Raw genomic sequence first — 23,108 nt, 5'->3', positions numbered from 1 at the left:
CGCAGAAGTGGGGTCAGGCCGGTGTGCCGCTCCTGGCCTCAACCTCCGGGACCAGCGACCCGGCATCGCCGAGATAGACAGGCGCCGCCACGCTGCAGTCGCGACTGCGGCGCTTGGCTTCGTAGAGCGCAATGTCGGCTTCGCGAAACAGCGTGCTCGCGTCGGGGGTTGCTGCGGTCCGGCTGGCGACTCCGATGCTCACGGTGAGGCGTTGGTTCGGCGCGGCGGGATTGGCGAGGGCCAAGTCGCGGATCTTGATCCGCGCGGTCTCCGCCAGCGCCATCGCGGCTTTGGCGTCGGATCCAGGCAGGATAACGGCGAACTCCTCGCCGCCGTAGCGAGCTGCGAGGCCGCCGGTGTTGGCGACGACGTCGCCCAGCAGCTTGCCGATCTGCCGAAGTCCTTCGTCGCCCGCCTGATGGCCGAGGCAGTCGTTGAGCCCCTTGAAATAGTCGATGTCGATCATCAGCACCGCGAGATCTGCATGGGTGGCGAAAACGTTGTTGATGAAGTCGTCGAGCGAACGGCGATTGGGTAGCCCTGTGAGACCATCGGTTTTGGCCATTTCTGCCAGACGGAAATTGAGCGCCTCGACTTCGTCCTCCATCCGCTTGCGCTGGGTGACGTCGCGCAGCGTGCAGACGATGTCGCACCGCCGGGTCCGCTCGCTTTTGGTAAACCTGAAATTCGCCTCGAGCCAGATCATAGTGCCGTCGGGGCGCACCAGACGGAACTCGCGACGTTCGCTCCCTGATGGTTGGTCAAGTTGGAGATTGTGCAAACGCAGAGAGCTTGCGTCGTCGGGATGCACCAGATCGAAGCAGGACTGGCCGATCAGTTGCTCGGGCGTGAAGCCGAGCACGGCTTTGCTGGATTGCGACACGAAGACCAGCACGCCCTTGTTGTCGAGAAGCAGCACGACGTCGGCGATGTTGGCGTCGATCAGGCGGAAGCGCGCCTCACGCTCGCGCAGGATGTTTTCGACGCGTTGGCGATAGCGCAACTGGCTGCCGAGCAGGGTCGCCAGCAGCACGATGCAGGCGAGCAGCGCGATCGCGACCAGGATATCGGAACGTAGCTCCTCGTACCAGCCGGACAGAACCGAAGCCTCGCTACGCGACACCGTGACGATCAACGGGTAGCGGCCACTCTTCTCGTAAGCGTAGTATTTGACGAGGCCATCGAACGGCGAAACGATGCGATGATATCCGGTCGGGCTGTCCTTGAGCCGTTTCTGAAACAGATTGCCCCTGGACAGGTCCCGCACCTGAGTCGACAGCGCCGGCCACCGGATCAGCACGTTGCCGTCGCCATTGATCAGATTGATGCTGCCATTGGTGCCGAGTTTGAACATCTTGTAAAATTCGAGAAAATAGTCGCTCTCGATCGTCGCGACCACGACGCCGGCGAATTGTCCCTCGGGCGTCTCGATGCGCCGCGTCAGAGCGATCACTGGCTGGCTGGAGGTTCGGGGCAGGAGCGGGCCGGTGATCAACAGCTCGCGATGCGGATTGTCGCGGTGGTGATTGAAGTAGCTGCGATCGGCATAGTTGATGTGCGGGACTTGCGCTATCGAGGCGAACCGCAAATCGCCCCGTTCGTCCAGAACCGCCAATCGTCTCAGGTGTGGGAGATTGTCGACGATCTCACGCAGCCGATCGTTGAAAACGGTGGTCGGCGTGCCGCGAAACCGCAACAGCGCCACGAGATCGTCGACGACGACATCGACGGACTGAATCGTATGCGACGCGTGCTCCGTCAGGGATCGCACGAGGTTTCGGATTTCCGTTTCGCTCTGCACCAATGCGATGCGGCGCGCGTCATACGCCTTCCAGACCACCAATCCGAGCACGCAGGCGCTCATACCCAGCAGGAACATCGTGACGATCAGCGACGGCGTGGACAGGCGTCCAATCAGGCTCGGTGCGGAGGGTGTTTTGGCTGTCATCTTGCGTGCGGGCCTGAGGTCGAGTCTTGATATTGCGTTGAATTGTTTTACCGACCGATAACAGGCTGGCAGATTTGCATGGTTCCGTCGCGCCGGGGATCTCGCAGGTGCGAACGAGGCGGTTTCCGCTCTTGACGGGGGCAACGGGTCGGGCAATCTGTCGGGCATGTTCCTTCAGTTCTTCACGTCGCTGCGCGACGCACAGGTCCCGGTCACACTTCGCGAATATCTGACGCTGATGGAGGCGCTCGACGCCGACCTCGCCGATCAGAGCGTCGAGAATTTCTACTATCTGTCGCGTGCCGCGCTGGTGAAGGACGAGCGCAACCTCGACAAGTTCGACCGGGTGTTCGGCAGCGTTTTCAAGGGGCTGGAAAGCCTGCTGGACGCGATGGAGAAGGCCGATATTCCGGCGGAATGGCTCAAGAAGCTCGCCGAGAAGTATCTCACCGAGGAGGAGAAGAAGCAGATCGAGGCGATGGGCTGGGACAAGCTCATGGAGACGCTGCGCGAGCGCCTGAAGGAGCAGAAGAAGCGGCACCAGGGCGGCAACAAGTGGATCGGCACGGCCGGAACCTCGCCGTTCGGCGCCGAGGGCTATAATCCTGAAGGCGTTCGGATCGGCCAGGAGAAGAGCCGCCACCAGCGCGCGGTGAAGGTCTGGGACAAGCGGGAGTTCAAGGATCTCGACGGCAATGTCGAACTCGGCATCCGCAACATCAAGGTTGCCCTCCGTCGTCTACGCAAGTTTGCGCGCACCGGTGCGCCGGACGAACTCGATCTCGACACCACGATCCGCGAGACCGCCAATCACGGCTATCTTGACGTCCATATGCGACCGGAGCGGCGCAACGCCGTCAAGGTTCTGGTGTTTTTCGATATCGGCGGCTCGATGGATTCGCATATCGCCCAGGTCGAGGAACTGTTCTCGGCGGCGAAGACCGAATTCAAGCACATGGAATATTTCTACTTCCACAATTGCCTCTACGAAGGCGTATGGAAGCAGAACAAGCGGCGCTTCACCGACCGCACGCCGACCTGGGACGTGCTGCACAAGTTTCCGCACGACTACAAGATCGTGCTCGTCGGCGACGCGTCGATGTCGCCTTACGAGATCATGGTCCCCGGCGGGTCTGTGGAGCACGTCAACGAGGAGGCCGGCTCGGTCTGGCTCGATCGCGTGCTGCGTACTTACCCGCATGCGGTGTGGCTCAACCCGGTGGCGCAGCGGCATTGGGACTACTCGGAGTCCACGACGATCATTCGCCGGCTGTTTTCGGAAAGGATGTTTCCGCTCACGCTCGAAGGATTGGAAGGCGCGATGCGGGAACTGGTCCGCTAGCCTGCGCATGCTTTCGACGAACAAGTAGCATCAGGGAATCAAGGGAATGCCGCAGACCATCACCCGTGGGATCAAGGCGCTGCTCGACGAAGCCAACGCGACGATCGAGACCCTGAGCACCGCCGACGCGATCGCGCTTCAACAGGCGGGCTCCGGCGACGTGGTGATCGTCGACATCCGCGACCCGCGCGAAATCGAGCGTGATGGCAGAATCCCCGGCTCGTTCGCTTGCACCCGCGGCATGTTGGAGTTCTGGATCGATCCGCAGAGTCCCTACGCCAAGCCGATCTTTCAGGACGACAAGACTTTCGTGTTCTATTGCGCCGGCGGGCTGCGCTCGGCGCTGGCGGCCAAGACCGCGCAGGACATGGGGCTGAAGCCGGTCGCGCATATCGAAGGCGGCTTCGCCGCCTGGCGCGACGCCGGCGGTCCAGTCGAGGCCTGGCAGCCGAAGAAGCCGAAAGGCTGATCCGTAACAAGGCGTGCGCACTTGACCAGCGCCGCGGTTTTCTCAATGACGATGGCCTGCCGGACCGGTTCCGGCGTCCCCGCCGTTCATTCGGCTGCGCCGGAGACAACCCGATGACCGCCACCGACGACCCGCTGGTTTCCACGGAATGGCTCGCTGCCCATCTGGGCGATCCGCAGGTCAAGCTCCTCGACGCATCGTTCAAGATGCCGGGCGTCATACCGCGGCCTAGCGAAGACTATCTCGCGGCGCATATTCCCGGCGCGGTGTATTTCGACGTCGAGGAGGTCTGCGATCGAACCGATACGCGGCCGCATATGTATCCGGACGCCGCGCAGTTCGCGGGCGACGTCGCGGCGATGGGTGTTTCCTCCGGCGACACCGTGGTCGTCTACGATGCCGGCGGCTGGGTCGCGGCGCCCCGGGCGTGGTGGATGTTCTTGTCGTTTGGCCACCACAATGTCCGTATCCTCGAAGGCGGCTTGAAGAAGTGGCAGGCGGAAGGCCGGCCGATCGAGTCCGGCAAGCCGTCGCCGAAGCCCGGCTCTTTCACCGCGAAGCTCGACCCGAACTACCTGCGCAGCAAGTACCAGCTGGTCGCCAATCTCGATAACGGCGCCGAGCAGGTGATCGACGCCCGCGCCGCCGACCGTTTCGAGGGGCGTGTCCCGGAGCCGCGCCTCGGCTTGCGTGCGGGGCACATCCCCGGCAGCCGCAACCTGCCGTACAACGAGCTGTTCGACGCCGCGACCGGCTTGATGAAATCGCGCGACGCGTTGCGTGAAGCCTTCGCCCGAGCCGGCGTCGATCTCGATCGTCCGATCGTCACGAGCTGCGGCTCCGGCGTGTCTGCGCTGGTGCTGACCCTGGCGCTGTATCGCCTCGGCGTCCGTCGCACCGCGCTGTATGACGGCTCATGGTCGGAATGGGGGATGCAGGACGGCCCGCCGGTCGCGACCGGCCCGGCGTAAGCCAGTCCTTCAGGTCGGGTGCAACCGGAGCGGTAAGGGCGTCGAAACCGGCCGCCGCTACTGCGCTTCGACCTGACGGCGGCGCTTGCCCTTGCGCTTCGCTTGCGTCCGCTTGGTGACCTTTGGCTTCTCGACGGACGGACGTTCCGCTTTCGGCGCTGTCTCACTGACCGACGCGGTCGCTTCTGAACCGTTCGGCTTGGCGGCCTGATCCGTGGCTGCCGCTGCATCGGGTGCGACCGGTTGGTCGCCGGCGGGCGCCACGATTTTGGCGCGCGCGCGCGGATTGGGCTTCGGCGTCGGGATCGGGCCGGTCAGCGCCGCGACCTCAGTCACGGGCTCGGGCGCTGCGTTCGCACTGTTGCCCTGCTCCGGTTTTGGCGGGTCTGAGGTTGGCCCCGCCGGGGACTGGCCGGTCGGCATCCGCTCCGGGGTCGACGCGTCGGCTTTCGTCCCGTCCGGCTTTGCGATTTCCATCGTTTGGGCGTCCGACTTGGCGGGCCCGGGCGTGGTTGCGGTCTCGGCGACGGCGGGACTGATCGAGGATGGAGGCGCTTCCGACTTCAGCGCCGGAGCGGGCTGCGGCCTGGCATCTGGCGTCTCGCTCGGCTCGGCCGCTTTAGGCTCGGTGGATTTCACTTCAGGGGCCGTTTCCGCCACCAGCTTCGGCTCAGCGCTGTTCGCCTCCGCGAGCGTTGCCTCAGGCGCGTCAACACGTCTGTCGGAGCTGAGATCCGCTGATTGCAACGGCGGCTGCGCCATGGGCTCGCCGTCCTGCATTTTCGGTTCGGGCGCGGGCGCGGGCGGCTCGACCCTCAACATGCTCAGCGTCGGCATTGTCGGTTCGACCGGTCGTATGGCGAGCGAGACCGGTGCAGGCCGGATTGATCTGACATTGGCGAATTGTTCGTGAGCTGCGCGCAGCAACGCCGCGGCGCCAAGCCCAAACACCAGCATCGACACCGCAAGCGCAACCGCCGCGAACAGGAACCGGACTCCGGGAAGCATCTCGGGTTCATTCCGTCTTCGGCGGCGAGTGCGCGAAGACCTTTGAGCAACAACAACGCGGCGATCACACGAGCTTTGTTCGACGGGCAAAAACGCGACGCGCGCTGCGAATCAGAGCTCGTTGAGAATAGCGCAATGGATTCGCAGTACCGCGCGAAAACTTTCGGAGCCGTCGATGCGTTGCGCGATCAGTTGCGCTGCGGATACAGACGATGTCGGAGCGGACGATGTCGGAGCAAGGAGCGCGGCGCTGATTGGCCCGCGCCTCGGCCGGCGCAGCGGAATTGATCTGACCGAGGGAACACCCCGCGTTGGCGTCTTGAGAAGTCTGGGCTTGTCCTGTGAAAGCGAGACAAATGCAGCACAAGTCCTCGAATATCGTCGATTTAGGCGTGATTGTGCAGGACTTGTCTTGAATGCGCCGTGATCCTGCGGCATCTGCCCGTTAACGATGCAGTCTCGGCTTCGGTTTATAAACGGGCGATGATGAACAATCGAATCTTGACGTTGTTGGCGACAGTTGCGGCGATCTCGGCTGGAACCTCCCTGGCGCACGCGCAGAGCTATCCTTCCGCTCCGGGCTCCTATGCGACGGCGACGCCGGGCGACTATCGCCGCGGCTCGGAAATGCCGGATTTCGATAATCTCGACGACGAAGATGGTCCTTCGGCCGGGCCGTCTGCGGCGCTGCCGCCGCCCGGCCCGGTGATGACGCCGGACGATCCGCGCTATGGCCGCACGATCGGCGCGCCGCCAGTCTATTCGGACCGCGCTCCGGCCCCGCAGGGCCCCGTGCTGTCGCCCGATGATCCGCGCTATGGCCGTCCGATGGGTGCTCCGCCGGTCTATTCCGATCGCGCTCCCATGCCGCAGGGACCGGTGCTGTCGCCCGACGATCCGCGCTACGGCCGCCCGGCAGGTCCGCCATCGGTGATCTATTCCAACCGCGGCGATGGTTCGCCGCGTCCGCCCGAAGTTGTCGGCACCGGACAGCCCGGTGTTCCGCAGCAGGCCACCGGCTCGGTGCCGTTGGCGCCCCAGCTCGGCGCGGATGGCCGGCCGCTGCAGGTGGCCGCCTTGCCGCCGGAAGAGCAGCCGGAGGCCGATCAGAGCTTCCAACTGCCACCGAACCTGCGCCGTCAGGAGGTTGCGTTCCAGACCAAGGAGCCAGCCGGCACCATCGTTGTCGATACCAGCCACACGTATCTTTATTACGTTCTCGGCAATGGCCGAGCGATGCGTTACGGCGTCCGTGTCGGGCGCGACGGATTCACCTGGAACGGCGTGCAGAAGGTCAGCCGCAAGGCGGAATGGCCGGATTGGCATCCGCCGGCCGAGATGATCGAACGCCAGCCTTATCTGCCGCGCTTCATGGCGGGCGGCCCCGGCAACCCGATGGGCGCGCGGGCGATGTATCTCGGCTCCACGGTGTATCGCATCCATGGCACCAATCAGCCTTCGACGATCGGCAAGTTCGTGTCGTCGGGTTGCATCGGCATGCTGAACGACGACGTCAGCGACCTGTTTGAACGGGTCAAGGTCGGCACACGCGTTGTGGTGCTGCCGGGCGGCGCGCCGCCCACGCCGACCGCGAGTGCGCAGCCGCAGCCGGTGGCGTCCGCCGCGCCGGTGTCGCAGCCGCCGCAGATGTCCGCGGTGCCTGGAAGCCAGCCAACCATGGTCGCGCCGCTGCCGGCGCCCGTCACGATCCGCTGACGCAGCGATCCTCGATCAGAAAATGCCCGCGTAGAGCGATCTGCGCGGGCATTTTGCTTTGCTTGGCTTTGAGCAAGCCTGTCGCTGCAGAAATCTCAGTCCTTTCGGGCCGGCTTGCGGCCGTGCTTTGCACGCCAGGCCGGTCCTGGACCACGCATATAGTACAGCTCGGGCCGGTAAGGGCTGAACGCCTGAACGAAGAACTGGCTCCAGAACTCGCGGATCTCATTGATCAGTCCGGAACGGCCGCGCGTATTGGCAGCTTCGGGCTGGACAGTCGTGGTCGAGATGAGGCTTGCCATAGGTCTGCTCCGTGTTCGGCGCCATTCGGACGCGAACCGCGCATTGCCGCGGCCTTCGCAGAGAGTGTTGGCCTAGGTCGTTAAAACTTTGTGCAAATGGTTCGGTCCTAGGCGCCGTACGGGGGCAGGCTTAACGATCGCTTAACGATGCGCTCGCTCGGGTTGCCCTTTGCCGGACGCACCGCTACATCAGCGACAACAATCCCCCCACGCTCCGGCTTTCAAGGACCACGATGGCTCGCCAGTTCGTCTATTTCATGCAGGGCCTGACCAAGGCCTATCCGACCCGCAAGGTGCTGGATAACGTCCATCTGTCGTTCTACCCCGACGCCAAGATCGGCGTGCTCGGCGTCAACGGCGCCGGCAAGTCGACGCTGCTCAAGATCATGGCCGGGATCGACAAGGAATACACCGGCGAGGCCTGGGTCGCCGAAGGCGCCCGCGTCGGCTATCTCGAACAGGAACCGCAGCTCGATGCCGCGCTGAACGTGCGCGAGAACGTCATGCTCGGCGTTGCCAAGCAGAAGGCGATCCTCGATCGCTACAACGAGCTGGCGATGAACTATTCCGAGGAAACCGCCGACGAGATGACCGCGCTCCAGGACCAGATCGAGTCCGCGGGGCTGTGGGATCTCGACAGCAAGGTCGATCAGGCGATGGACGCGCTGCGCTGCCCGCCCGATGACGCCGACGTGACCAAGCTGTCCGGCGGCGAGCGCCGTCGCGTCGCGCTGTGCAAGCTGCTGCTCGACCAGCCTGAATTGTTGCTGCTCGACGAACCGACCAACCATCTCGACGCCGAGTCGGTGTCGTGGCTCGAAAATCATCTGCGCAACTATCCGGGCGCGATCCTGATCGTCACCCACGATCGATACTTCCTCGACAACGTCACCTCCTGGATCCTCGAGCTCGACCGCGGCAAGGGAATTCCCTACGAGGGCAACTACTCGTCCTGGCTGGTGCAGAAGCAGAAGCGGCTGCTGCAGGAGGGGCGCGAGGATGCTGCCCACCAGAAGACGCTCGAGCGTGAGCAGGAGTGGATCGCGTCGTCGCCGAAGGCACGCCAGGCCAAGTCCAAGGCGCGCTACCAGCGCTACGATGAACTGCTTGCCAAGGCCAGCGAGAAGCAGACCCAGGCCGCGCAGATCATCATTCCGGTGGCCGAGCGTCTCGGTAACAATGTGGTCGAATTTGATCACCTGACCAAGGGCTTCGGCGACAAGCTGCTGATCGACGACCTGACCTTCAAGCTGCCGCCCGGCGGCATCGTCGGCGTGATCGGCCCGAACGGCGCCGGCAAGACCACGCTGTTCCGGATGATCACCGGGCAGGAAAAGCCCGACCAGGGCACCATCACGGTCGGCGAGACCGTGCATCTCGGCTATGTCGATCAGTCGCGCGACAGCCTCGACGCCAAGAAGACCGTTTGGGAAGAGATTTCCGGCGGCAATGAGCAGATCCTGCTCGGCAAGAAGGAAGTCAATTCACGCGGCTATTGCTCGTCCTTCAACTTCAAGGGCGGTGACCAGCAGAAGAAGGTTGGTTCGCTGTCAGGCGGCGAGCGTAACCGCGTCCACCTCGCCAAGATGCTGAAGTCCGGCTCCAACGTGCTGCTGCTCGACGAACCGACCAACGACCTCGACGTCGATACGCTGCGGGCGCTGGAAGAGGCGCTCGAGGATTTCGCCGGCTGCGCCGTGATCATCAGCCATGACCGCTGGTTCCTCGACCGTATCGCCACGCATATCCTCGCCTTCGAGGACGACAGCCACGTCGAATGGTTCGAAGGCAACTTCCAGGATTACGAGAAGGACAAGATGCGCCGGCTCGGTCAGGACTCGGTGATCCCGCACCGGGCGAAGTACAAGAAGCTGACGCGGTGAGCCGCGTCGTTCCGGAGTGATCAGCTCGACCTCTGGGAAATAGGTTCGATATCGATGAGGATCGCGGGTCAGATCGCGATCCCTGCGACCAGTGCCTGCGCGCCGACGACAAAGTCGGCGAGCAGGTTGGAACGCGGCCTTCTTGCGATACGCGGCGACCAGGTCAATATCGGCGTCTTCTTCCATTGCCGACTTCGCGGCGATTTGAAGGGGAGGCGATTCCATGCGGGATATTGCAAAATCCCCACGGATCAATAGGTTTCCACCCGACCTGGGGGCGTAAGGGTGGAGTTGGATGGCCGACTGGAGTGCCGAGCAATATCTGAAATTCGAGGACGAGCGCACCCGGCCGGCGCGTGAGCTCCTGGCGCAGGTGCCGGTTCTGGCGCCGCGCAAGGTCGCCGACATCGGCTGCGGTCCGGGCAACTCGACCGAACTGCTGGTCGAGCGGTGGCCGCAGGCCGCGGTGATCGGCGTCGACACTTCCGCCGACATGCTGCGCCAGGCCCGCGAGCGGCTGCCCCAGCAGAAATTCATCGAGGCCAATGTCGCGCATTGGGCGCCTCCGCCGGACACCGACGTTCTGTTCGCCAATGCGGTGTTTCAGTGGGTGCCGGATCATCTGAAGCATCTGAAGCGGCTTGTGTCGGGCCTGGAGAGTGGCGGCGCTCTTGCGGTGCAGATGCCGGACAATCTCGACGAGCCGTCGCACATCCTGATGCGCGAGGTGGCGTTCGAGGAGCCGTGGCGCCACCAGCTCTCGAAGGCCGCCGAGTCGCGCGACATGCTGCCGAAGCCGGGCGTCTATTACGACGCGCTGCGGCCGCTGTGCAGCCGGCTGGAGATCTGGCACACGGTCTACAACCACGTGCTCGACGACGCGACCGCCATCGTCGAATGGGTCAAGGGCACCGGCTTGCGGCCGTTCATCGATCCGCTCGACCTGCACGAGCGCAAGGCCTATCTCGCCGCCTATACTGCGCGGGTTGCGGCTGCATATCCGCCGCAGGCTGACGGAAAGGTGCTGCTACGCTTTCCGCGGATCTTCTTCGTCGCGATCAAGTAGCGGTCCGCGCATTCAATGTCTCCGGCTGCGCTCAATCGTCGCTGCTCGGAGTCTCGACAGAATCACATGCTTTTCTCACTTGAGAATATCCCGAATCCACGCAGCCTGGAGCATTCCTGATGTCGATCACGCCCGAGACGCCCCAGCCGCCGAAGCGGCTGGGGCTACGCCCGATCCCGATGCTGATCTTCGGCTCACGCTGGCTGCAACTGCCGCTCTATGTCGGGCTGATCGTGGCCCAGGCGGTCTATGTGGTGCTGTTCCTGAAGGAGCTGTGGCATCTGATCTCGCATTCGTTCGATTTCAGCGAGCAGCAGATCATGCTGGTGGTGCTCGGCCTGATCGACGTGGTGATGATCTCCAACCTGTTGGTGATGGTGATCGTCGGCGGTTACGAGACCTTCGTGTCGCGGCTCAATCTCAAGGGACATCCCGACGAGCCGGAGTGGCTCGGCCACGTCAACGCCAGCGTGCTGAAGATCAAGCTGGCGATGGCGATCATCGGCATCTCCTCGATCCATCTGCTGCGCACCTTCATCGAGGCCGGCAGCATCGGCTCGGCCACGCGCACCACCAACTACACCGCGGAGGGCGTGATGTGGCAGACCATCATCCACACCGTGTTCATCCTGTCGGCGATCGGCATCGCTTATGTGGACAAGCTTTCCAACGACGCCGTGGCGCGGGAAGCACATGGCGGGTCTCATCATTGAGGCGGCGTTCACAGATTTCGGCTCAGGTGCTAGCTTGCGGAAAATGCTTCTGACGCCTTGGCCGGTGATGGTCCGTCAACTGCACATCGTCATCCTCGCATTGGTCTTATGCGTGGCGCCCGGCTGGTGGTCGGGCGTGGCGGCCGCGGCCGATCCTGGCTTCGCTAGATTCCTTGCCGAACTGTGGCCGCAGGCCCGAGAGGCCGGCATTTCGCGCGCCACATTCGACGCGGTCACGGTTGGCCTCGAGCCGGACTACAAGCTGCCCGATCTGATCCTGCCGGGGCGGCCGAAAACCGGCGCGCCGGCGCAGGCCGAGTTCGTCCAGGTGCCGGCCGACTATCTCAAGGAAGCGAGCATCGCGCGTCTCGCCGCGGCCGGCCAGAAGCTCTTCCAGCAGTATCAGCCGACGCTGCGCGGTATCGAGCAGCGCTTCGGCGTTCCGGCGACGGTGGTGCTGGCAATCTGGGGGCGCGAGACCGACTACGGTCGCTACCGGCTGCCCTATGATGCAGTCCGCGTGATGGCGACGCAGGCCTATGTCGGCCGCCGCAAGGATCAGTATCGCACCGAATTCATCATGGCGATGAAGATCATCGACGAGGGCGCGGTGACGCGCCAGGGGATGCGCTCGTCATGGGCCGGCGCGACCGGACTGACGCAGTTTCTGCCGTCGGAGTATTACAAGCACGGCGTCGATTTCGACGGCGACGGCAAGGTCGACATCTGGAATTCGGTGCCGGATGCACTCGCCTCGGCCGCGCAGCAGCTCGTCAACAAGGGCTGGAAGCCAAGCGTGCGCTGGGCCTATGAGGTGCGCGCGCCTGGCAATGCCGATTGCACGCGTGGCGTACCGGAGCTCAGCCAGCCGATCGGGCAATGGCTGCGCGAAGGCTTCACGCTGGCGCGCAACGACAAACTCAGCGCCAGCGAACTGGCCGAGCCGGCGTCGCTGCTGCAGCCGGAAGGTATCTACGGCCCGGCGTTCCTGACCACGAAGAACTACTTCGTTATTAAGGAATACAATTTCTCCGATCTCTACGTGCTGTTCGTCGGACATCTCGCCGACCGGATGACCAACCCGCAGCCGTTCGCGACGCCGTGGGCGGCGACAAAGCAGCTCCGCACCGCCGATGTCGAGGCGATGCAGCGCGGGCTGACGCGGCTCGGCCTCTACAACGACAAGATCGACGGCAAGGCCGGCATGATGACCCGGTCGGCTTTGGGCGCCTATCAAAAATCAGCTCGGCTGAAGCTCGATTGCTGGCCGAGCGAAGCCGTGTTGCGCTCGATCGAAGCGGCGCGCTGATCGCTCGACTAAGCTGCAGGAATGTAGTCCTGAAAGATGAAAACCCGGCCGATCGCTCGGCCGGGTTTCGAATTTCAGCAAATGCGGTCGCGCAATCCGGAAGGATCGGCGATCGCGATCAATCGCAGACCTGGACCGGGCGCGAGCGCCAGACGCCGCGATACTCGTCCCAGAAGCGCTCGCGCACCACCCGGCACTCCGGCTCTTCGACATAGACCGGGGCGGGGGCGGCATAGGCCGGCCGGCTGGCGGCAATCGCGCCGCCGAGCAGGGCGCCGCCGATCAGGCCGCCGGCGACGCCAGCCGCGATCCGGCCGCCATCGGCCTTCGCGCCCGGAACCGCGGTGACCAGCGAGCCGGCAATGGTCGCGACCGCAAGCAGGACCGAAACAGTCTTCTTCATTTGTCTCTCCAGAGTGGCGCCGCGACCGGCGCTTGTTGACGAAAATTCGACCCATCCGCACAGCATCAAAAAAATGCAATGCCGTCAATCGTCGCAGATCAGCCGCGGATCTCTGTGCCTGAAAAACGGTGTTTTTCGGGCACACACGGCGCCAGCTCCCCGGATCCGCTGCGGTTCGAGGAGAACGATTAGTCGTTCGAAGCCACTCGAAGGTTCACTGTCACTCACAGACGCGAACTGTGCGGATTCGCCAGCCATAGCCGTCCCAAAAGCGCTGGCGCTGCAAGTAGCAGTCGCCGTAATAGCCCGGGCCGACCACATAGGCGGGGGCGGGTCTGTGATAATAGCCGGGTCCGTACCCGTAGTAACCCGGGCCGCCGGCCATCGCGCCGCCGACGATTGCGCCGCCGAGCAGCCCGGCTGCGAGCCCCACGCCCAAGCCGTCATGAGCCTGCGCGGGGGCCGGCAAGCCGACCGCCGCGATCCCCAGCGTCGCCGCTGCAGCCAGCGCCATCAATGGTTTCATCATGGCTTCACCCTTTCGATCTCCCGTCCGATCCCCGACGGGTCCGTGCGCCAATGTCGCAGGCCACTAGGTTCCACGTTTCTCTTGAACGAATAATGAATGGGTGGCTCGTAGAGTGGCCATGTTTCGGCTAGTGGCCATGTTTCGGCTTCGGCAGGCGCCGGGCCCGATGGGCCGAAACCGCTTCCGAAGCCTCGCCGATCCGGGCGATCTCGTCTGCCGCCGCATGAAGATTGCGGCTCGGCCGCCGTGATGTGCCTCACGGACCTGACGGAAACTAGCAGCGCAAGCGGCCGCCGCGTCGAAAAAGGCGGCAGGACGCGCGCTTGCGCGAGATCAAGCCCGCCAGTCGAGTTTGGAATAGCTTCAAAACAACGCTTTTCCTTTTGCGTCGATCCTATCTCTTCACTATTCCAAAACTCGCATCGTCATCATTGGGACTATCGAAATTCCATGATTGTCTGTTCCTGCAACGTCCTCACCGACCACGACGTCCGCAGCGCGCTGCATCCCGATGGTGGGAATGCGCGCAGCGCCGGCGAGGTTCATCGTTGCCTCGGCTGCAGCCGTCAGTGCGGCCGTTGTATGCACACCATTCGAAAGATCATGACCGACGCGGCTTGCACCCCCGGACACGCTCACGCGCACGTCTCCTGAGCCCCGAGAGGGATCGATGCCTGCGCGCTTGCGCGGGATTGCGATCGGTCCGACTTATGATCTAGAACTATTCCAATTCTAATTCTAAAACGGGGCGCCGGCGCGTTGCCGGTTTGCGCCGGAAGGCGACAGGAGAAGTCATGAAGGGCGATGCCAAGGTCATCGAATATCTCAACCGCGGTCTGCGCAGCGAGCTGACGGCTATCAGCCAGTATTGGCTGCATTATCGCCTGCTCGACAATTGGGGGCTGAAGGACCTCGCCAAGACCTGGCGCAAGGAATCCATCGAAGAGATGGAACACGCCGACAAGCTCACCGATCGCATCATTTTCCTCGACGGCTTCCCGAACATGCAGGTGCTTGATCCGCTTCGGATCGGCCAGAACGTCAAGGAAGTGCTGAACTCCGACCTGCAGGCCGAGATCGACGCCCGCGCGCTCTACCAGGAAGCGGCGACCTACTGCCACAGCGTGAAGGACTACGTGTCACGCGACCTGTTCGAAAAGCTGATGAAGGACGAGGAGCATCATATCGATTTCCTCGAGACCCAGATCGATCTGGTCAACCGGATCGGCGTCGAGCTGTATCAGCAGCACCACATCGGCGAACTCGACCACGACTGATTGAAAATGACGGCTCGTATCCCTGATTGCGGATACGCGCCGTCAGGTCGTCCGGCGCGAAGTCGCCGGCGACAACGGGCAGGCCGCATAGGCCGCCTCGATCGCCGTCTCCGACCCGTCGACCTTGAACTCCACGGCGCTGTTGCCCGCGTTGAGCGAGCGAAACCGGACGAACAGTCTGTTCGATCCGCGCAGGTCGTCGACGAATTGCTGCAGCGCCGCGGCATCCTCAATGACGATCACTTGGTAGCCGAGCAGCACGCGTGACTCGACCGAGTCGCGCCCGGGCTTGTCGTCGAACCGGTAGCCGAGGCTGGTGTTGCGGTCGCTGCCGATCTTGAAATCCAAGGCGATCTTCGCAATCGGCCGGTTCTCGAAACAGGTGAGTTGCAACAGAGCGTTCCGGATCGCCGGGTTGTTGCTGTTGGTGGCGCCCCAGGTCCTGGTGACCGCGCCCGCGACCGGCGTGCCGGTGATCCTGTCGGGCTTCTGATCAATCATCCAGCTTCCGGACCGGATGCTGCCGGCATCGGTCACGCAACCGGCCAGCATCGCAGTCGCACCACACGCCAGGATACGCAACAAGCCCCGCAACGCAGCCTCCCGCCATGGTTCCATTCTGCAACCATGGCGCGTGTTACGCAAGCGAACTTACGGACAGTGGCGTTCGGGGCGTGCCCGAAAGGGTTGGCCCAGGCGCGGGACGTCAGCTGGTGCGGCGACGGAACGGCCAGTCGATCACATTGGCAGCGTAGAGGCTCGCCCAGATGATCAACGGCTGCGCCGCCAGCCTCGGGCCATGATACCACCAGCTACTCGGCATCCCGGGAATGTCGATGCCGTCGATCGCGTGCTTGATGTTCGCCGGCCAGACGCCCAGCGCATACAGCGCGAGCGCTACGCCGGCCCACCAGCGCAGCGGCCGCGTCACCAGCGCGATGGCGCCGGCGAATTCGCACAGGCCGGTGACCAGGATCACCTGCGGCGCGAACGGCACCCAGGCCGGCGTCATCGCCAGCAGCTTATCGGGCACCGCGAGATGCGCGACGCCGGCAGCGACGAAGAATGCCGCGAGCACCCAGCGGATCACGACACGATGCAAAGCGGACGCGGGGTCGGTGGAAATGACAGTGGCGTGAGTTTCAGTGCTGTGCGCTTCAGTCATGGGGTATGCGTGCTGTGATCCGGTGAATTCCGTGGTGACGACCTGCGACGACGACAAGGCCCGTGACGCGCCCACGGTCGGTTCGTCGTTCTGGTCTTATTATCTGTGTCACATCAACCAGTCGCTCCGGCCGGTGATCGTGAGAGTCGTCGCGGCTCAACCCTTGTCGACGATCAAGGTGTTCGGTCGGTCGTTGCCGCGCGCGGTTTCCTCGCGCCATTGGCCGGCTTCGTCCTCGTATTGGATCACCTCGGTGCGGCCCGGGACGCGCTGTTCGTTGGCGGCGCGCGCTGCGGCCGCCGCCGCGGCCTTGTGGGTCGGGAAGGTCTCGGAGAAGCTGTCCTTGACCTTGTAGGCCCAGCCGCCGTCGTGCTCGACGATGGTGTACGTGATCTCGGTCATCTGTGCCTCGCGCGTTGTGATGTCTCGCAGCCAACGTTCGCGCCCGATCGCGGTTCCACGCGTGCGCTCAGCGCGGCGTGACCGTCACCGCCGCCTCGTTGCGGCGCAGGAAGGGAATGGTGAAGGGAGCATCGTAGAACAGGCCGTAGGGCGCGGCGGTGGGCTGCCAGCGCGAGTTCTCGAGCGCTGCGATGAGTTGCTGCTGGCGTTCGGCGAGGTCGCGGCCGGTCCAGGTGAAGCGCAGCGTGGCGACGGTTTCCTCGGGCACCTTGACGATCCTGACCCGATCGTCGGCGGGCACCGGCGCGGTGTCGGCTGTGAGTTGCGTGGGCAGGAAAAACCGCATCCGGATCGCGCCGTCGCGGCGATCGGTCTGCACCGGCGCGGTCATGGCGATTTTCTCCGGCCGGGCGACGTCGACCGGCGCGGTCATCGCGACGCGCTCCGATTGACCCGACGTGTTGCGATTGGCGCCGGCGATGTAGTTGAACAACAAGGTGAAGGCGCGGCCGTCGGCGCCGCCTTCGCGGTCGAGCGCGACTTCGGCGGCCAGCCGCGGCGCATAGCGGCGGATCTCGATGTTGTCGGCGGGGCTGTCGAGAACCGCATAGGCCGGCTGTTCGTACAGCCGCAGCCCGAACACGCCGAGCGCCGATTCGAATATCAGCACGGTGTAGTACCAGATCGTCGACATCGACACCCTCGCAGCCGTTCGAACGTCAGCCTCAGCTAGTCACTGGGCCGGCGATCACAAGAGCCGTGCGTTTGGGAGCTCCGCGATGCGCCGTGCGATCGGCGTGTCCATCGGCCGCAATGCCGACGACGATCAGGAGGCGCGTCATGTGCCGGAATATCGAAACGCTGTTCGATCTCGAACCGCCGGCGACCGAGCATGACATCCGAGCCTCGGCGCCTCAATTCGGCGCGGCGCTGCTCCATGCGACCGGCAGATTGAGCAGCCCGCGAAACGCCCAGCCGCCGATCCGCACCGGCTCGCCTTCGTCGAGCCGCAGCGCTTTCAGCCGTGCGAACACACTCGGCAGCGCGACGTCGGCGACCATCGCGCGCGAGGCGAAGGCGCCCGCGCAGTAATGCGGACCTGCGCCGAAGGCGATGCTTTTGGCATGATCGCGGCTGACGTCGAACGCGTCCGGATCAGTGAAACAGGCCTCGTCGCGATTGGCCGAGCCGAACATGAAGAACACCCGATCCTCCGGCTCGAAATCGACGCCGCGATAATGGAACGGCTGCGCGACGCGGCGCGGCGACATTCCGATCGGTGCGATCCAGCGGGCGTATTCCTCGAACACGGCGAGCCAGCTCGCATCCCCCGCAACGACCTTGGCGTATTCTGCGGGATGCGTCAGCAGCGCCCAGATGCAGCCCGCGATCGCGTCGCGCGGCTCGTTCTGCCCGCCCGAAATCGCGAGCTTGATGTTGGCGCGGATACTGTCCATCGCCATGCCCGAGGCGAGCAGCACGCTCAGCATCGAGTGGTTGGAATGCTTGCTCACCACCGGGGCCATGTCGTCGATCGCGGCGTCGATGCCCGCGGTCGCCGCATGGCAACGATCCTCGACCGCCTTGTCGCCGGTGTAGTTGGCGATGCCGTCGATCATCGCCTGCGACCACGAATCCATCTCGTGATAGCTGATATTGGTGAGGCCGGTGATGTGCTTCAGGCACTCACCCGACAGCGGCAGCGCGAAAGCCTTGACCAGATCGGCGTGACCCTGCGGCGCGAGTTCGTCGAGGATCCGATCGGCATGGGCCTGAAACTGCGCGCGCCAGACGTCCTTCACGGTGCGCGGCGACACCGCTGGAAACAAGGCGCTGCGCTCGGCGATATGCGCGTCGCCGTCCTTGCGCATCATGTTGTGGCCCATCAGCCGGTTCATCAGGCCGGCCGGCTGGTGCGACGAGAACACGTCGATGCGCTTCTCGGTGACGAAGATGTCGTCGCGCCGGGTGAAGATGGTCGAGCCGAGTTGCGGCACAAAGGCGATCGGCGCCTCGGCGCGCATCCTCGCAAGCGCGGGATAAGGATCGGCCCAGAACGAAGCGACGTCGATCTCGAAATGCGGAGCGTTGCTCATGCGGTGATCTGCTGCAGTGCGGGAGGAAATTGCGAGGCAACTGCAAGCGTGATCAAGCGCGGCGCGCCTGTCAAATTGAAAACAGCGCGGCTCGGCGCCGCACTGTCAGAGCATGATCCCGAAAAGTGGACACCGCTTTTCGGAAAAGATCACGCTCAAACAAGAACCTGGAGCAGGATGACGACTCGAAGATAAGTCATCTTGCTCCAGTCCTGAAATTCCGCGGCAGCGCTACTCGGCGGCGTCGCTGCGCGGCGCGGCCTGCGCTTGCGGGGCGGTGGTGGCGGGGAGGAACACCAAGCCATCGTCCTTGCGGCAGATGCCGTAAGTGCCGGCGCTGTTCGAGGTCAGCACGATCGCCGTCTCGCTGCACTTCTCGCAGACCAGCGTGCCGGCGCCATTGAGATGACCGGGCAGGCGCTCCTGCTTGCTGATCAGCGTGCATTCCTGCCCGAGCGGATCGATGCTGACCTTGGCCCCGCAGGAGAAGCAGAACCGGGTCTCCGATTGCTGCTTGCCCTGATCGATATTCGCCGGGATCTTGCTGGCGCAGGCCGGGCAATTGACCGATACCGCGCGGGTGAATTGCGAAGCGCCGGGCATCCGCAGAAAGATGTTGCCGGTGGTGGAGCGGTGGGCGTGGAAGCGCTGGCCGCAATGCGGGCAGGTCGGCTTGGCGCTGTCGCCGGGCAGGCTGCCGATCTGGAATTCGACCGCCTTCTTGCAGGCCGGGCAATTCTCGGTCTCGGTGGCGAGCTTGCGCTCGGGGGCGCGGGCGTCGGTGATATGCGCCTCGATGTGCAGCGTTTCACGCGCGGTCAGCATCTCGATCACGTCGAACGGCAATTGCCGCCCGGTGATCTCGCCGATCTCATGGGTGACGCCGATCAGATTGTCGATGCACTGCTCGATCTGGGCGAGATACACCGCGGCGGGAAGCGACTCGTCGCGACCGCCCTTGATCGATTTGTGGATCTGGCTGATCGAGGTTTCGAGCTGGCGGGCCAGCACGTTGAGATTGGCCGCCATCCGCGCCTCGGCGGCGCGCTGACGGACGGTCCACACCACCGCGAGGGTGGCGAGGCTGGCGCCGAAGATCGCCGAAACCTGGCCCCAGAACCAGACCCAGCCGGTCTGGGTGCCGAGCGCAAAGCCGAGCACGATCATGAACAGACCGGTGCAGGCGGCGATGGTTTCGACCGGATGGGCCGAAAACACTTTCATGAAAGCTTTGCGCAGCACGCGGGTCCCCGAAACTATGGATAAGCAACCTATCGCCAATTCTGCGCCGCTCAAAGCCGGACCTGCGTCTGGACGCGGGTTTTACCCATCGATCATGGGTGCAAAGCGCCTACAAATTCCCGCGAGCACCGGCGCGGCTTTGACCTGTATCAACGACGCAGGGCGCGGGAAAAGGGTCGCAGCGGGTAGGCGCCGGTCAGGACGGCGGAACAGGCCTTCAGCATGCGATCGATTGGCCCCTGCGTCAACCTTACGCTTGCTTTGCCGGATCGCCGCGAAAAGCCAGTCTCGGACTCAGGGGCGCGGCGAACGCGCCCCTGAGTCTCGCACCCTATCGGGACCGCGCAATCACTTCGCTCCCGCGACGAAGCGTCGACCGCTTACTTCGCCAGTGACGCGATGCCTTCGATTTCGATCAGCATCTTCGGGTCGGGCAGCGCCTGGACCACGCAGGTGGTGCGGGCAGGGTAGGGCGCCGGGCCGAACGCCTGGGCGTAGAGCTTGTTCATCGGCGCAACGTCGGCCGCGCGGGTCAGCAGCACGTTGAGCTTGACGAGATCGCGCAGGCTCGCGCCGGCCTCGGTGAGGACGCGGGTGATATTGACGACGACAAAGCCGAACTGCGCTTCGAAATCGTCGGGCAACTGGCGGTTGTCATCGTAGCCGGGAATGCCGGAGATGAACAGCAGATCGCCGGTCCGCGCCGCGAATGACAAAGGCGGCGCCTGGATATGCGCGGGCGGCGCGAAGTGCTGGATCGGCATGGCGTTCCTCCTGGTGATTGTCGTTTGGATCGCAGCATAGCACGCGGAAAGTGGATCGACATCCGCATGCCGTGAGCTTGCAATGGCCGCCGCGCCGGCCCGCGCTCTGCTATGGTCGAAGTCACGAATCGCCCCGCCCTTCGGCGACGCGCGAAACAGCCGGTCCGCGATCCCGCGCCGCCGTTGCCAAGGAGAGACCGATGCGTCGATTGTTCGGAGTTGCGTTCGTGCTGATGCTTGCGATGGCGGGCGCGACCGCCGCGCGTGCCGACGAAGGCCGCATCTCGCTCACGATCTTCAAGGGCGGCTGGATCATCGGCGGCTCCGGCGGCTCGGGCACGCTGACGTTCAACGGCCGGCGCTACCCGCTGTCGATCGGCGGGCTGTCCTACGGCCTGGTGTTCGGCGGCTCGAAGGCCGATCTCTATGGGCGCGTCAGCAACATCCGCTCGCCCCGCGACGTCGCCGGCGTCTATGGCGCGGTCGGCGCGGGCGCTGCGATCGGCGTCGGCGCCCGCGCCATCGTGCTGCGCAACGAAAAGGGCGCGGTGCTCGAACTCTCCGGCCGGCAGGTCGGCCTAATCGCGGACCTCGACCTCAGCGGCTTGGCGATCGGGCTGAGATAGCGCGTTTTTGAGCAAAGCGGACGCCGGTTCGCGCGGACGACGCCCCAGAACATCAATCGAGCGCCTCGGTTCTGATTCCATCAAGACCCGAGGCGCCGGCCAAAGCCGGTGGACAGAGCGGTTTGCCTTCGTCGCGTGTCGGGCGGCGTCATCGCGCACTCCTGGAAACAGCTCCGCCGCAAGCGACGCTCGTCGCCGCGTCCCGCCGGACTAGATTGTCAAACAGCCACGCCGAATTGATCTCGCGGCGCCGAGCGCGCCCGAGCTGTGCGCCCGTCGCTGTCGCAGCGAGGGGCGGGGGCGCGCCGCCAAGGCGCGGATGGTGGTGGTGCTCGCGATGACTTCAGATGAAGTCAGCGCGCAACGCCTCGTTCGGCGCGCCCACCGCGGCGTTTGTTCGGCTTCGGGACGGTTCTTCCGCTCCCAGGCGCGAGCGTTCCGCTCGCCATCCCGACGGTTTCCCGCCGTTCGCCTGGGATGCGTACAGCCATCGTGGAGTGGCGGAGCCCCGTAGTGGGCCCGGACCGCTCGCCCGAAGCCGCCCGGGATCACGCGTGCGAGGCGTGAGACGCGGGCGCCGCATCCAACCCGTCTCCGCCAGCTTGCGCCGGTTTCGCCGAGCCATTGATCCGGCTGGTTGCCCAGCCAGATGATCTGTCCCGCTCAACGACGCCTCGCGAAGCGCCCCTCACGGACAGGACGGGCGGAGGATACATCGGTTAGGAATAAAGTCAATGCCGGATACTGCGGAAACGGGGCGGAGGCGCGCTGGTAGCATCTGGTAGCCCGCATGAGCGAAGCGAGATGCGGGTTCTTGCAATGCCCCGCATGTCGCTTCGCTCATGCGGGCTACGCTTGCTCTTCGGCTGCCGCAGTCGCATAGGGCGGAGTTAGTTAAAGGCGTACCGGCCGGGAAGCGATTGCATGGGATGCGGCGGATGAGCCCTTAGCCCGTAGGGCGGGTTAGCCAAAGGCGTAACCCGCCGGGCGGCGACAGTGCTTGTATCGGCGCAATCGCCGATTACGCTGCGCTCACCCGCCCTACGGGCTGGTCAACGTATGACCAATTGCGTTTCTTGCGGGATTATTAGTAATGCCATTTCCGTTTGAAACTGCGTCAGCGTGTCGACCGATAAATCGTAGCACACCGGTTCAAGGGTTTACAAACGCGTTCATATTTACAACTCCAAAGGATTTGCAGAGACATCGCGGCGGGAACTATCTCGGGTGATCTGCCGCCGTGGTTAGCTGGGTGTAGGCTATATTTTCTGCCACAATGGTTTCCACCATGAAACTGGCGGTTTCTCGCGCCAGGCACGCGGGACCTTCGATTCGGTCGACCTCTCGTTTGGCGATGAGATATACTCGGGCTTGAGAGGTGTGGAGGGTCACGAATGCTACACCCCAGCGCTCTTCGTCGACCCCGCGGTCATACGGGGAAAAATTGAGTTTGACGCCTGCCAAAGGCAGTCTGCTTCTGAGAGTTTCTGACGTAAGAGCGTATGGTTCGATATAGCAGACATAATCCCAAAGGTCGGGATGAACATCTCTAAACATGACCACAGCATCGCGTGTTTGCAGGATCCGGCTGGTAAACTTTTTGTCTTCGTCGGTGATATCGTCCGGCCCCCATATCAATAACGCCACTGCCAATAACACGACAGCAATTGAGCCAACGAAGATGATGGTTGCCCCGATGGTCAAGGCGCGGCTAAATCTCATGACAACATTCCATCGGACCCCAATGCGATAGCGAAGCGCAAAGATCAGCCCGGGGCGGATTCGCAGCGTAATCCGCCGGCTGCTTGCGCGGAAGAGGCGGGTTACGCCTTCGGCTAACCCGCCCTACAGGTGCCACTAACGAAACGGCCGGGCTT

At 63.9% G+C, this 23,108-nt stretch carries 24 protein-coding genes and 1 pseudogene; 12 read left to right on the top strand and 13 right to left on the bottom strand.

Going from position 1 to position 23,108, the window contains the following annotated elements; genetic code table 11:
* Nucleotides 1-13: 13 nt before the first annotated feature.
* Nucleotides 14-1,948 (bottom strand): sensor domain-containing diguanylate cyclase, encoded by a 1,935-nt coding sequence (locus BMY71_RS07475; RefSeq protein ID WP_092682793.1) that lies wholly within the window; start codon nt 1,946-1,948, stop codon nt 14-16.
* Nucleotides 1,949-2,114: 166 nt separating this feature from the next.
* Here BMY71_RS07475 and BMY71_RS07470 point away from each other — a divergent pair, with 166 nt between their 5' ends.
* From BMY71_RS07470 to sseA, 3 genes are all read left to right on the top strand, one after another.
* The gene (locus BMY71_RS07470) at nt 2,115-3,290 is read left to right on the top strand and encodes a vWA domain-containing protein (protein WP_092682791.1); all 1,176 of its coding nucleotides are present in this window, start codon (nt 2,115-2,117) and stop codon (nt 3,288-3,290) included.
* Nucleotides 3,291-3,336: 46 nt separating this feature from the next.
* Entirely contained in the window at nt 3,337-3,759 is a 423-nt protein-coding gene (locus BMY71_RS07465; RefSeq protein WP_092682789.1) for a rhodanese-like domain-containing protein, read from the top strand.
* Nucleotides 3,760-3,872: 113 nt separating this feature from the next.
* Nucleotides 3,873-4,730 (top strand): 3-mercaptopyruvate sulfurtransferase, encoded by an 858-nt coding sequence (gene sseA / locus BMY71_RS07460; RefSeq protein WP_092682787.1) that lies wholly within the window; start codon nt 3,873-3,875, stop codon nt 4,728-4,730.
* 57 nt (nt 4,731-4,787) lie between these two features.
* On the opposite strand, the gene BMY71_RS07455 is transcribed toward sseA, so the two are convergent.
* Nucleotides 4,788-5,738 carry a hypothetical protein gene (locus BMY71_RS07455; protein ID WP_092682785.1) on the bottom strand — a complete coding sequence of 317 codons (951 nt, stop codon included), beginning with the start codon at nt 5,736-5,738 and terminating at the stop codon, nt 4,788-4,790.
* Between the two features lie 483 nt (nt 5,739-6,221).
* On the opposite strand from BMY71_RS07455, the gene BMY71_RS07450 reads away from it, so the two are divergent.
* A complete protein-coding gene (locus BMY71_RS07450; RefSeq protein ID WP_092683145.1) occupies nt 6,222-7,454 on the top strand; it encodes a L,D-transpeptidase family protein in 1,233 nt (410 codons plus the stop codon).
* A 95-nt stretch (nt 7,455-7,549) separates the two neighbouring features.
* Here BMY71_RS07450 and BMY71_RS07445 read toward each other — a convergent pair whose 3' ends face one another.
* Nucleotides 7,550-7,756: a hypothetical protein gene (locus BMY71_RS07445; RefSeq protein WP_011503843.1), complete on the bottom strand. Its 207-nt coding sequence runs from the start codon at nt 7,754-7,756 to the stop codon at nt 7,550-7,552.
* A 233-nt stretch (nt 7,757-7,989) separates the two neighbouring features.
* On the opposite strand from BMY71_RS07445, the gene ettA reads away from it, so the two are divergent.
* From ettA to BMY71_RS07425, 4 genes are all read left to right on the top strand, one after another.
* Nucleotides 7,990-9,639 carry an energy-dependent translational throttle protein EttA gene (gene ettA / locus BMY71_RS07440; protein ID WP_011503842.1) on the top strand — a complete coding sequence of 550 codons (1,650 nt, stop codon included), beginning with the start codon at nt 7,990-7,992 and terminating at the stop codon, nt 9,637-9,639.
* 295 nt (nt 9,640-9,934) lie between these two features.
* Nucleotides 9,935-10,705 (top strand): trans-aconitate 2-methyltransferase, encoded by a 771-nt coding sequence (gene tam, locus BMY71_RS07435; protein WP_092682783.1) that lies wholly within the window; start codon nt 9,935-9,937, stop codon nt 10,703-10,705.
* A 119-nt stretch (nt 10,706-10,824) separates the two neighbouring features.
* Complete coding sequence (locus BMY71_RS07430) at nt 10,825-11,418, top strand: TIGR00645 family protein (protein ID WP_011503840.1); 594 nt, start codon at nt 10,825-10,827, stop codon at nt 11,416-11,418.
* A gap of 43 nt (nt 11,419-11,461) precedes the next feature.
* Complete coding sequence (locus BMY71_RS07425; RefSeq protein ID WP_244526012.1) at nt 11,462-12,727, top strand: lytic murein transglycosylase; 1,266 nt, start codon at nt 11,462-11,464, stop codon at nt 12,725-12,727.
* A gap of 118 nt (nt 12,728-12,845) precedes the next feature.
* On the opposite strand, the gene BMY71_RS07420 is transcribed toward BMY71_RS07425, so the two are convergent.
* Together BMY71_RS07420 and BMY71_RS07415 are read right to left on the bottom strand one after the other, a co-directional pair.
* Nucleotides 12,846-13,130 (bottom strand): hypothetical protein, encoded by a 285-nt coding sequence (locus tag BMY71_RS07420; RefSeq protein WP_092682781.1) that lies wholly within the window; start codon nt 13,128-13,130, stop codon nt 12,846-12,848.
* Between the two features lie 220 nt (nt 13,131-13,350).
* Nucleotides 13,351-13,659: a hypothetical protein gene (locus tag BMY71_RS07415; RefSeq protein WP_092682779.1), complete on the bottom strand. Its 309-nt coding sequence runs from the start codon at nt 13,657-13,659 to the stop codon at nt 13,351-13,353.
* A gap of 249 nt (nt 13,660-13,908) precedes the next feature.
* Here BMY71_RS07415 and BMY71_RS25500 point away from each other — a divergent pair, with 249 nt between their 5' ends.
* Together BMY71_RS25500 and bfr are read left to right on the top strand one after the other, a co-directional pair.
* The gene (locus BMY71_RS25500) at nt 13,909-14,313 is read left to right on the top strand and encodes a (2Fe-2S)-binding protein (RefSeq protein WP_347336023.1); all 405 of its coding nucleotides are present in this window, start codon (nt 13,909-13,911) and stop codon (nt 14,311-14,313) included.
* Nucleotides 14,314-14,453: 140 nt separating this feature from the next.
* Complete coding sequence (bfr, locus tag BMY71_RS07405; RefSeq protein ID WP_092682775.1) at nt 14,454-14,936, top strand: bacterioferritin; 483 nt, start codon at nt 14,454-14,456, stop codon at nt 14,934-14,936.
* Between the two features lie 42 nt (nt 14,937-14,978).
* Here bfr and BMY71_RS07400 read toward each other — a convergent pair whose 3' ends face one another.
* The 4 genes from BMY71_RS07400 to BMY71_RS07385 form a co-directional block, all read right to left on the bottom strand.
* Nucleotides 14,979-15,437 carry a hypothetical protein gene (locus BMY71_RS07400; protein WP_244526006.1) on the bottom strand — a complete coding sequence of 153 codons (459 nt, stop codon included), beginning with the start codon at nt 15,435-15,437 and terminating at the stop codon, nt 14,979-14,981.
* 205 nt (nt 15,438-15,642) lie between these two features.
* Nucleotides 15,643-16,101 carry a DoxX family protein gene (locus BMY71_RS07395; protein WP_092682771.1) on the bottom strand — a complete coding sequence of 153 codons (459 nt, stop codon included), beginning with the start codon at nt 16,099-16,101 and terminating at the stop codon, nt 15,643-15,645.
* A 156-nt stretch (nt 16,102-16,257) separates the two neighbouring features.
* On the bottom strand, nt 16,258-16,503 hold the full coding sequence (locus BMY71_RS07390) for a DUF2188 domain-containing protein (RefSeq protein ID WP_092682769.1): 246 nt from the start codon (nt 16,501-16,503) through the stop codon (nt 16,258-16,260).
* 67 nt (nt 16,504-16,570) lie between these two features.
* Entirely contained in the window at nt 16,571-17,197 is a 627-nt protein-coding gene (locus BMY71_RS07385) for an SOUL family heme-binding protein (protein ID WP_092682767.1), read from the bottom strand.
* A 146-nt stretch (nt 17,198-17,343) separates the two neighbouring features.
* Between BMY71_RS07385 and BMY71_RS25220 the strand changes: the two are divergent.
* Nucleotides 17,344-17,424, top strand: a pseudogene (locus BMY71_RS25220) (DUF2277 family protein); the annotation flags it as partial.
* Here the strand turns inward: BMY71_RS25220 and BMY71_RS25215 are convergent.
* From BMY71_RS25215 to BMY71_RS07370, 3 genes are all read right to left on the bottom strand, one after another.
* Nucleotides 17,418-18,599: a cytochrome P450 gene (locus BMY71_RS25215; protein ID WP_092682765.1), complete on the bottom strand. Its 1,182-nt coding sequence runs from the start codon at nt 18,597-18,599 to the stop codon at nt 17,418-17,420. The pseudogene BMY71_RS25220 and the gene BMY71_RS25215 overlap by 7 nt on opposite strands.
* A 231-nt stretch (nt 18,600-18,830) precedes the next feature.
* Nucleotides 18,831-19,841, bottom strand: coding sequence for a hypothetical protein (locus BMY71_RS07375; RefSeq protein ID WP_244526005.1), 1,011 nt, complete (start codon nt 19,839-19,841; stop codon nt 18,831-18,833).
* A gap of 380 nt (nt 19,842-20,221) precedes the next feature.
* The gene (locus BMY71_RS07370; RefSeq protein ID WP_092682763.1) at nt 20,222-20,605 is read right to left on the bottom strand and encodes a RidA family protein; all 384 of its coding nucleotides are present in this window, start codon (nt 20,603-20,605) and stop codon (nt 20,222-20,224) included.
* A 200-nt stretch (nt 20,606-20,805) separates the two neighbouring features.
* On the opposite strand from BMY71_RS07370, the gene BMY71_RS07365 reads away from it, so the two are divergent.
* Entirely contained in the window at nt 20,806-21,231 is a 426-nt protein-coding gene (locus BMY71_RS07365) for a hypothetical protein (RefSeq protein ID WP_092682761.1), read from the top strand.
* A gap of 1,218 nt (nt 21,232-22,449) precedes the next feature.
* Here the strand turns inward: BMY71_RS07365 and BMY71_RS07360 are convergent.
* Nucleotides 22,450-22,953, bottom strand: a complete 504-nt coding sequence (locus BMY71_RS07360) for a hypothetical protein (RefSeq protein ID WP_092682758.1) — start codon at nt 22,951-22,953, stop codon at nt 22,450-22,452.
* Between the last annotated feature and the right edge of the window lie 155 nt (nt 22,954-23,108).

Origin of the sequence: Rhodopseudomonas pseudopalustris (assembly GCF_900110435.1) — a bacterium.
Classification (GTDB): domain Bacteria; phylum Pseudomonadota; class Alphaproteobacteria; order Rhizobiales; family Xanthobacteraceae; genus Rhodopseudomonas; species Rhodopseudomonas pseudopalustris.
This window is presented reverse-complemented; position numbering and strand designations above follow the sequence as displayed.

Excerpts from the sequence above, each read along its gene's own strand:
- BMY71_RS07475 (WP_092682793.1), bottom strand. The coding sequence starts at position 1,948 with ATGACAGCCAAAACACCCTCCGCACCGAGCCTGATTGGACGCCTGTCC.
- BMY71_RS07470 (WP_092682791.1), top strand. The coding sequence starts at position 2,115 with ATGTTCCTTCAGTTCTTCACGTCGCTGCGCGACGCACAGGTCCCGGTC.
- BMY71_RS07465 (WP_092682789.1), top strand. The coding sequence starts at position 3,337 with ATGCCGCAGACCATCACCCGTGGGATCAAGGCGCTGCTCGACGAAGCC.
- sseA (WP_092682787.1), top strand. The coding sequence starts at position 3,873 with ATGACCGCCACCGACGACCCGCTGGTTTCCACGGAATGGCTCGCTGCC.
- BMY71_RS07455 (WP_092682785.1), bottom strand. The coding sequence starts at position 5,738 with ATGCTTCCCGGAGTCCGGTTCCTGTTCGCGGCGGTTGCGCTTGCGGTG.
- BMY71_RS07450 (WP_092683145.1), top strand. The coding sequence starts at position 6,222 with ATGATGAACAATCGAATCTTGACGTTGTTGGCGACAGTTGCGGCGATC.
- BMY71_RS07445 (WP_011503843.1), bottom strand. The coding sequence starts at position 7,756 with ATGGCAAGCCTCATCTCGACCACGACTGTCCAGCCCGAAGCTGCCAAT.
- ettA (WP_011503842.1), top strand. The coding sequence starts at position 7,990 with ATGGCTCGCCAGTTCGTCTATTTCATGCAGGGCCTGACCAAGGCCTAT.
- tam (WP_092682783.1), top strand. The coding sequence starts at position 9,935 with ATGGCCGACTGGAGTGCCGAGCAATATCTGAAATTCGAGGACGAGCGC.
- BMY71_RS07430 (WP_011503840.1), top strand. The coding sequence starts at position 10,825 with ATGTCGATCACGCCCGAGACGCCCCAGCCGCCGAAGCGGCTGGGGCTA.
- BMY71_RS07425 (WP_244526012.1), top strand. The coding sequence starts at position 11,462 with ATGCTTCTGACGCCTTGGCCGGTGATGGTCCGTCAACTGCACATCGTC.
- BMY71_RS07420 (WP_092682781.1), bottom strand. The coding sequence starts at position 13,130 with ATGAAGAAGACTGTTTCGGTCCTGCTTGCGGTCGCGACCATTGCCGGC.
- BMY71_RS07415 (WP_092682779.1), bottom strand. The coding sequence starts at position 13,659 with ATGATGAAACCATTGATGGCGCTGGCTGCAGCGGCGACGCTGGGGATC.
- BMY71_RS25500 (WP_347336023.1), top strand. The coding sequence starts at position 13,909 with ATGTGCCTCACGGACCTGACGGAAACTAGCAGCGCAAGCGGCCGCCGC.
- bfr (WP_092682775.1), top strand. The coding sequence starts at position 14,454 with ATGAAGGGCGATGCCAAGGTCATCGAATATCTCAACCGCGGTCTGCGC.
- BMY71_RS07400 (WP_244526006.1), bottom strand. The coding sequence starts at position 15,437 with ATGATTGATCAGAAGCCCGACAGGATCACCGGCACGCCGGTCGCGGGC.
- BMY71_RS07395 (WP_092682771.1), bottom strand. The coding sequence starts at position 16,101 with ATGACTGAAGCGCACAGCACTGAAACTCACGCCACTGTCATTTCCACC.
- BMY71_RS07390 (WP_092682769.1), bottom strand. The coding sequence starts at position 16,503 with ATGACCGAGATCACGTACACCATCGTCGAGCACGACGGCGGCTGGGCC.
- BMY71_RS07385 (WP_092682767.1), bottom strand. The coding sequence starts at position 17,197 with ATGTCGACGATCTGGTACTACACCGTGCTGATATTCGAATCGGCGCTC.
- BMY71_RS25215 (WP_092682765.1), bottom strand. The coding sequence starts at position 18,599 with ATGAGCAACGCTCCGCATTTCGAGATCGACGTCGCTTCGTTCTGGGCC.
- BMY71_RS07370 (WP_092682763.1), bottom strand. The coding sequence starts at position 20,605 with ATGCCGATCCAGCACTTCGCGCCGCCCGCGCATATCCAGGCGCCGCCT.
- BMY71_RS07365 (WP_092682761.1), top strand. The coding sequence starts at position 20,806 with ATGCGTCGATTGTTCGGAGTTGCGTTCGTGCTGATGCTTGCGATGGCG.
- BMY71_RS07360 (WP_092682758.1), bottom strand. The coding sequence starts at position 22,953 with ATGAGATTTAGCCGCGCCTTGACCATCGGGGCAACCATCATCTTCGTT.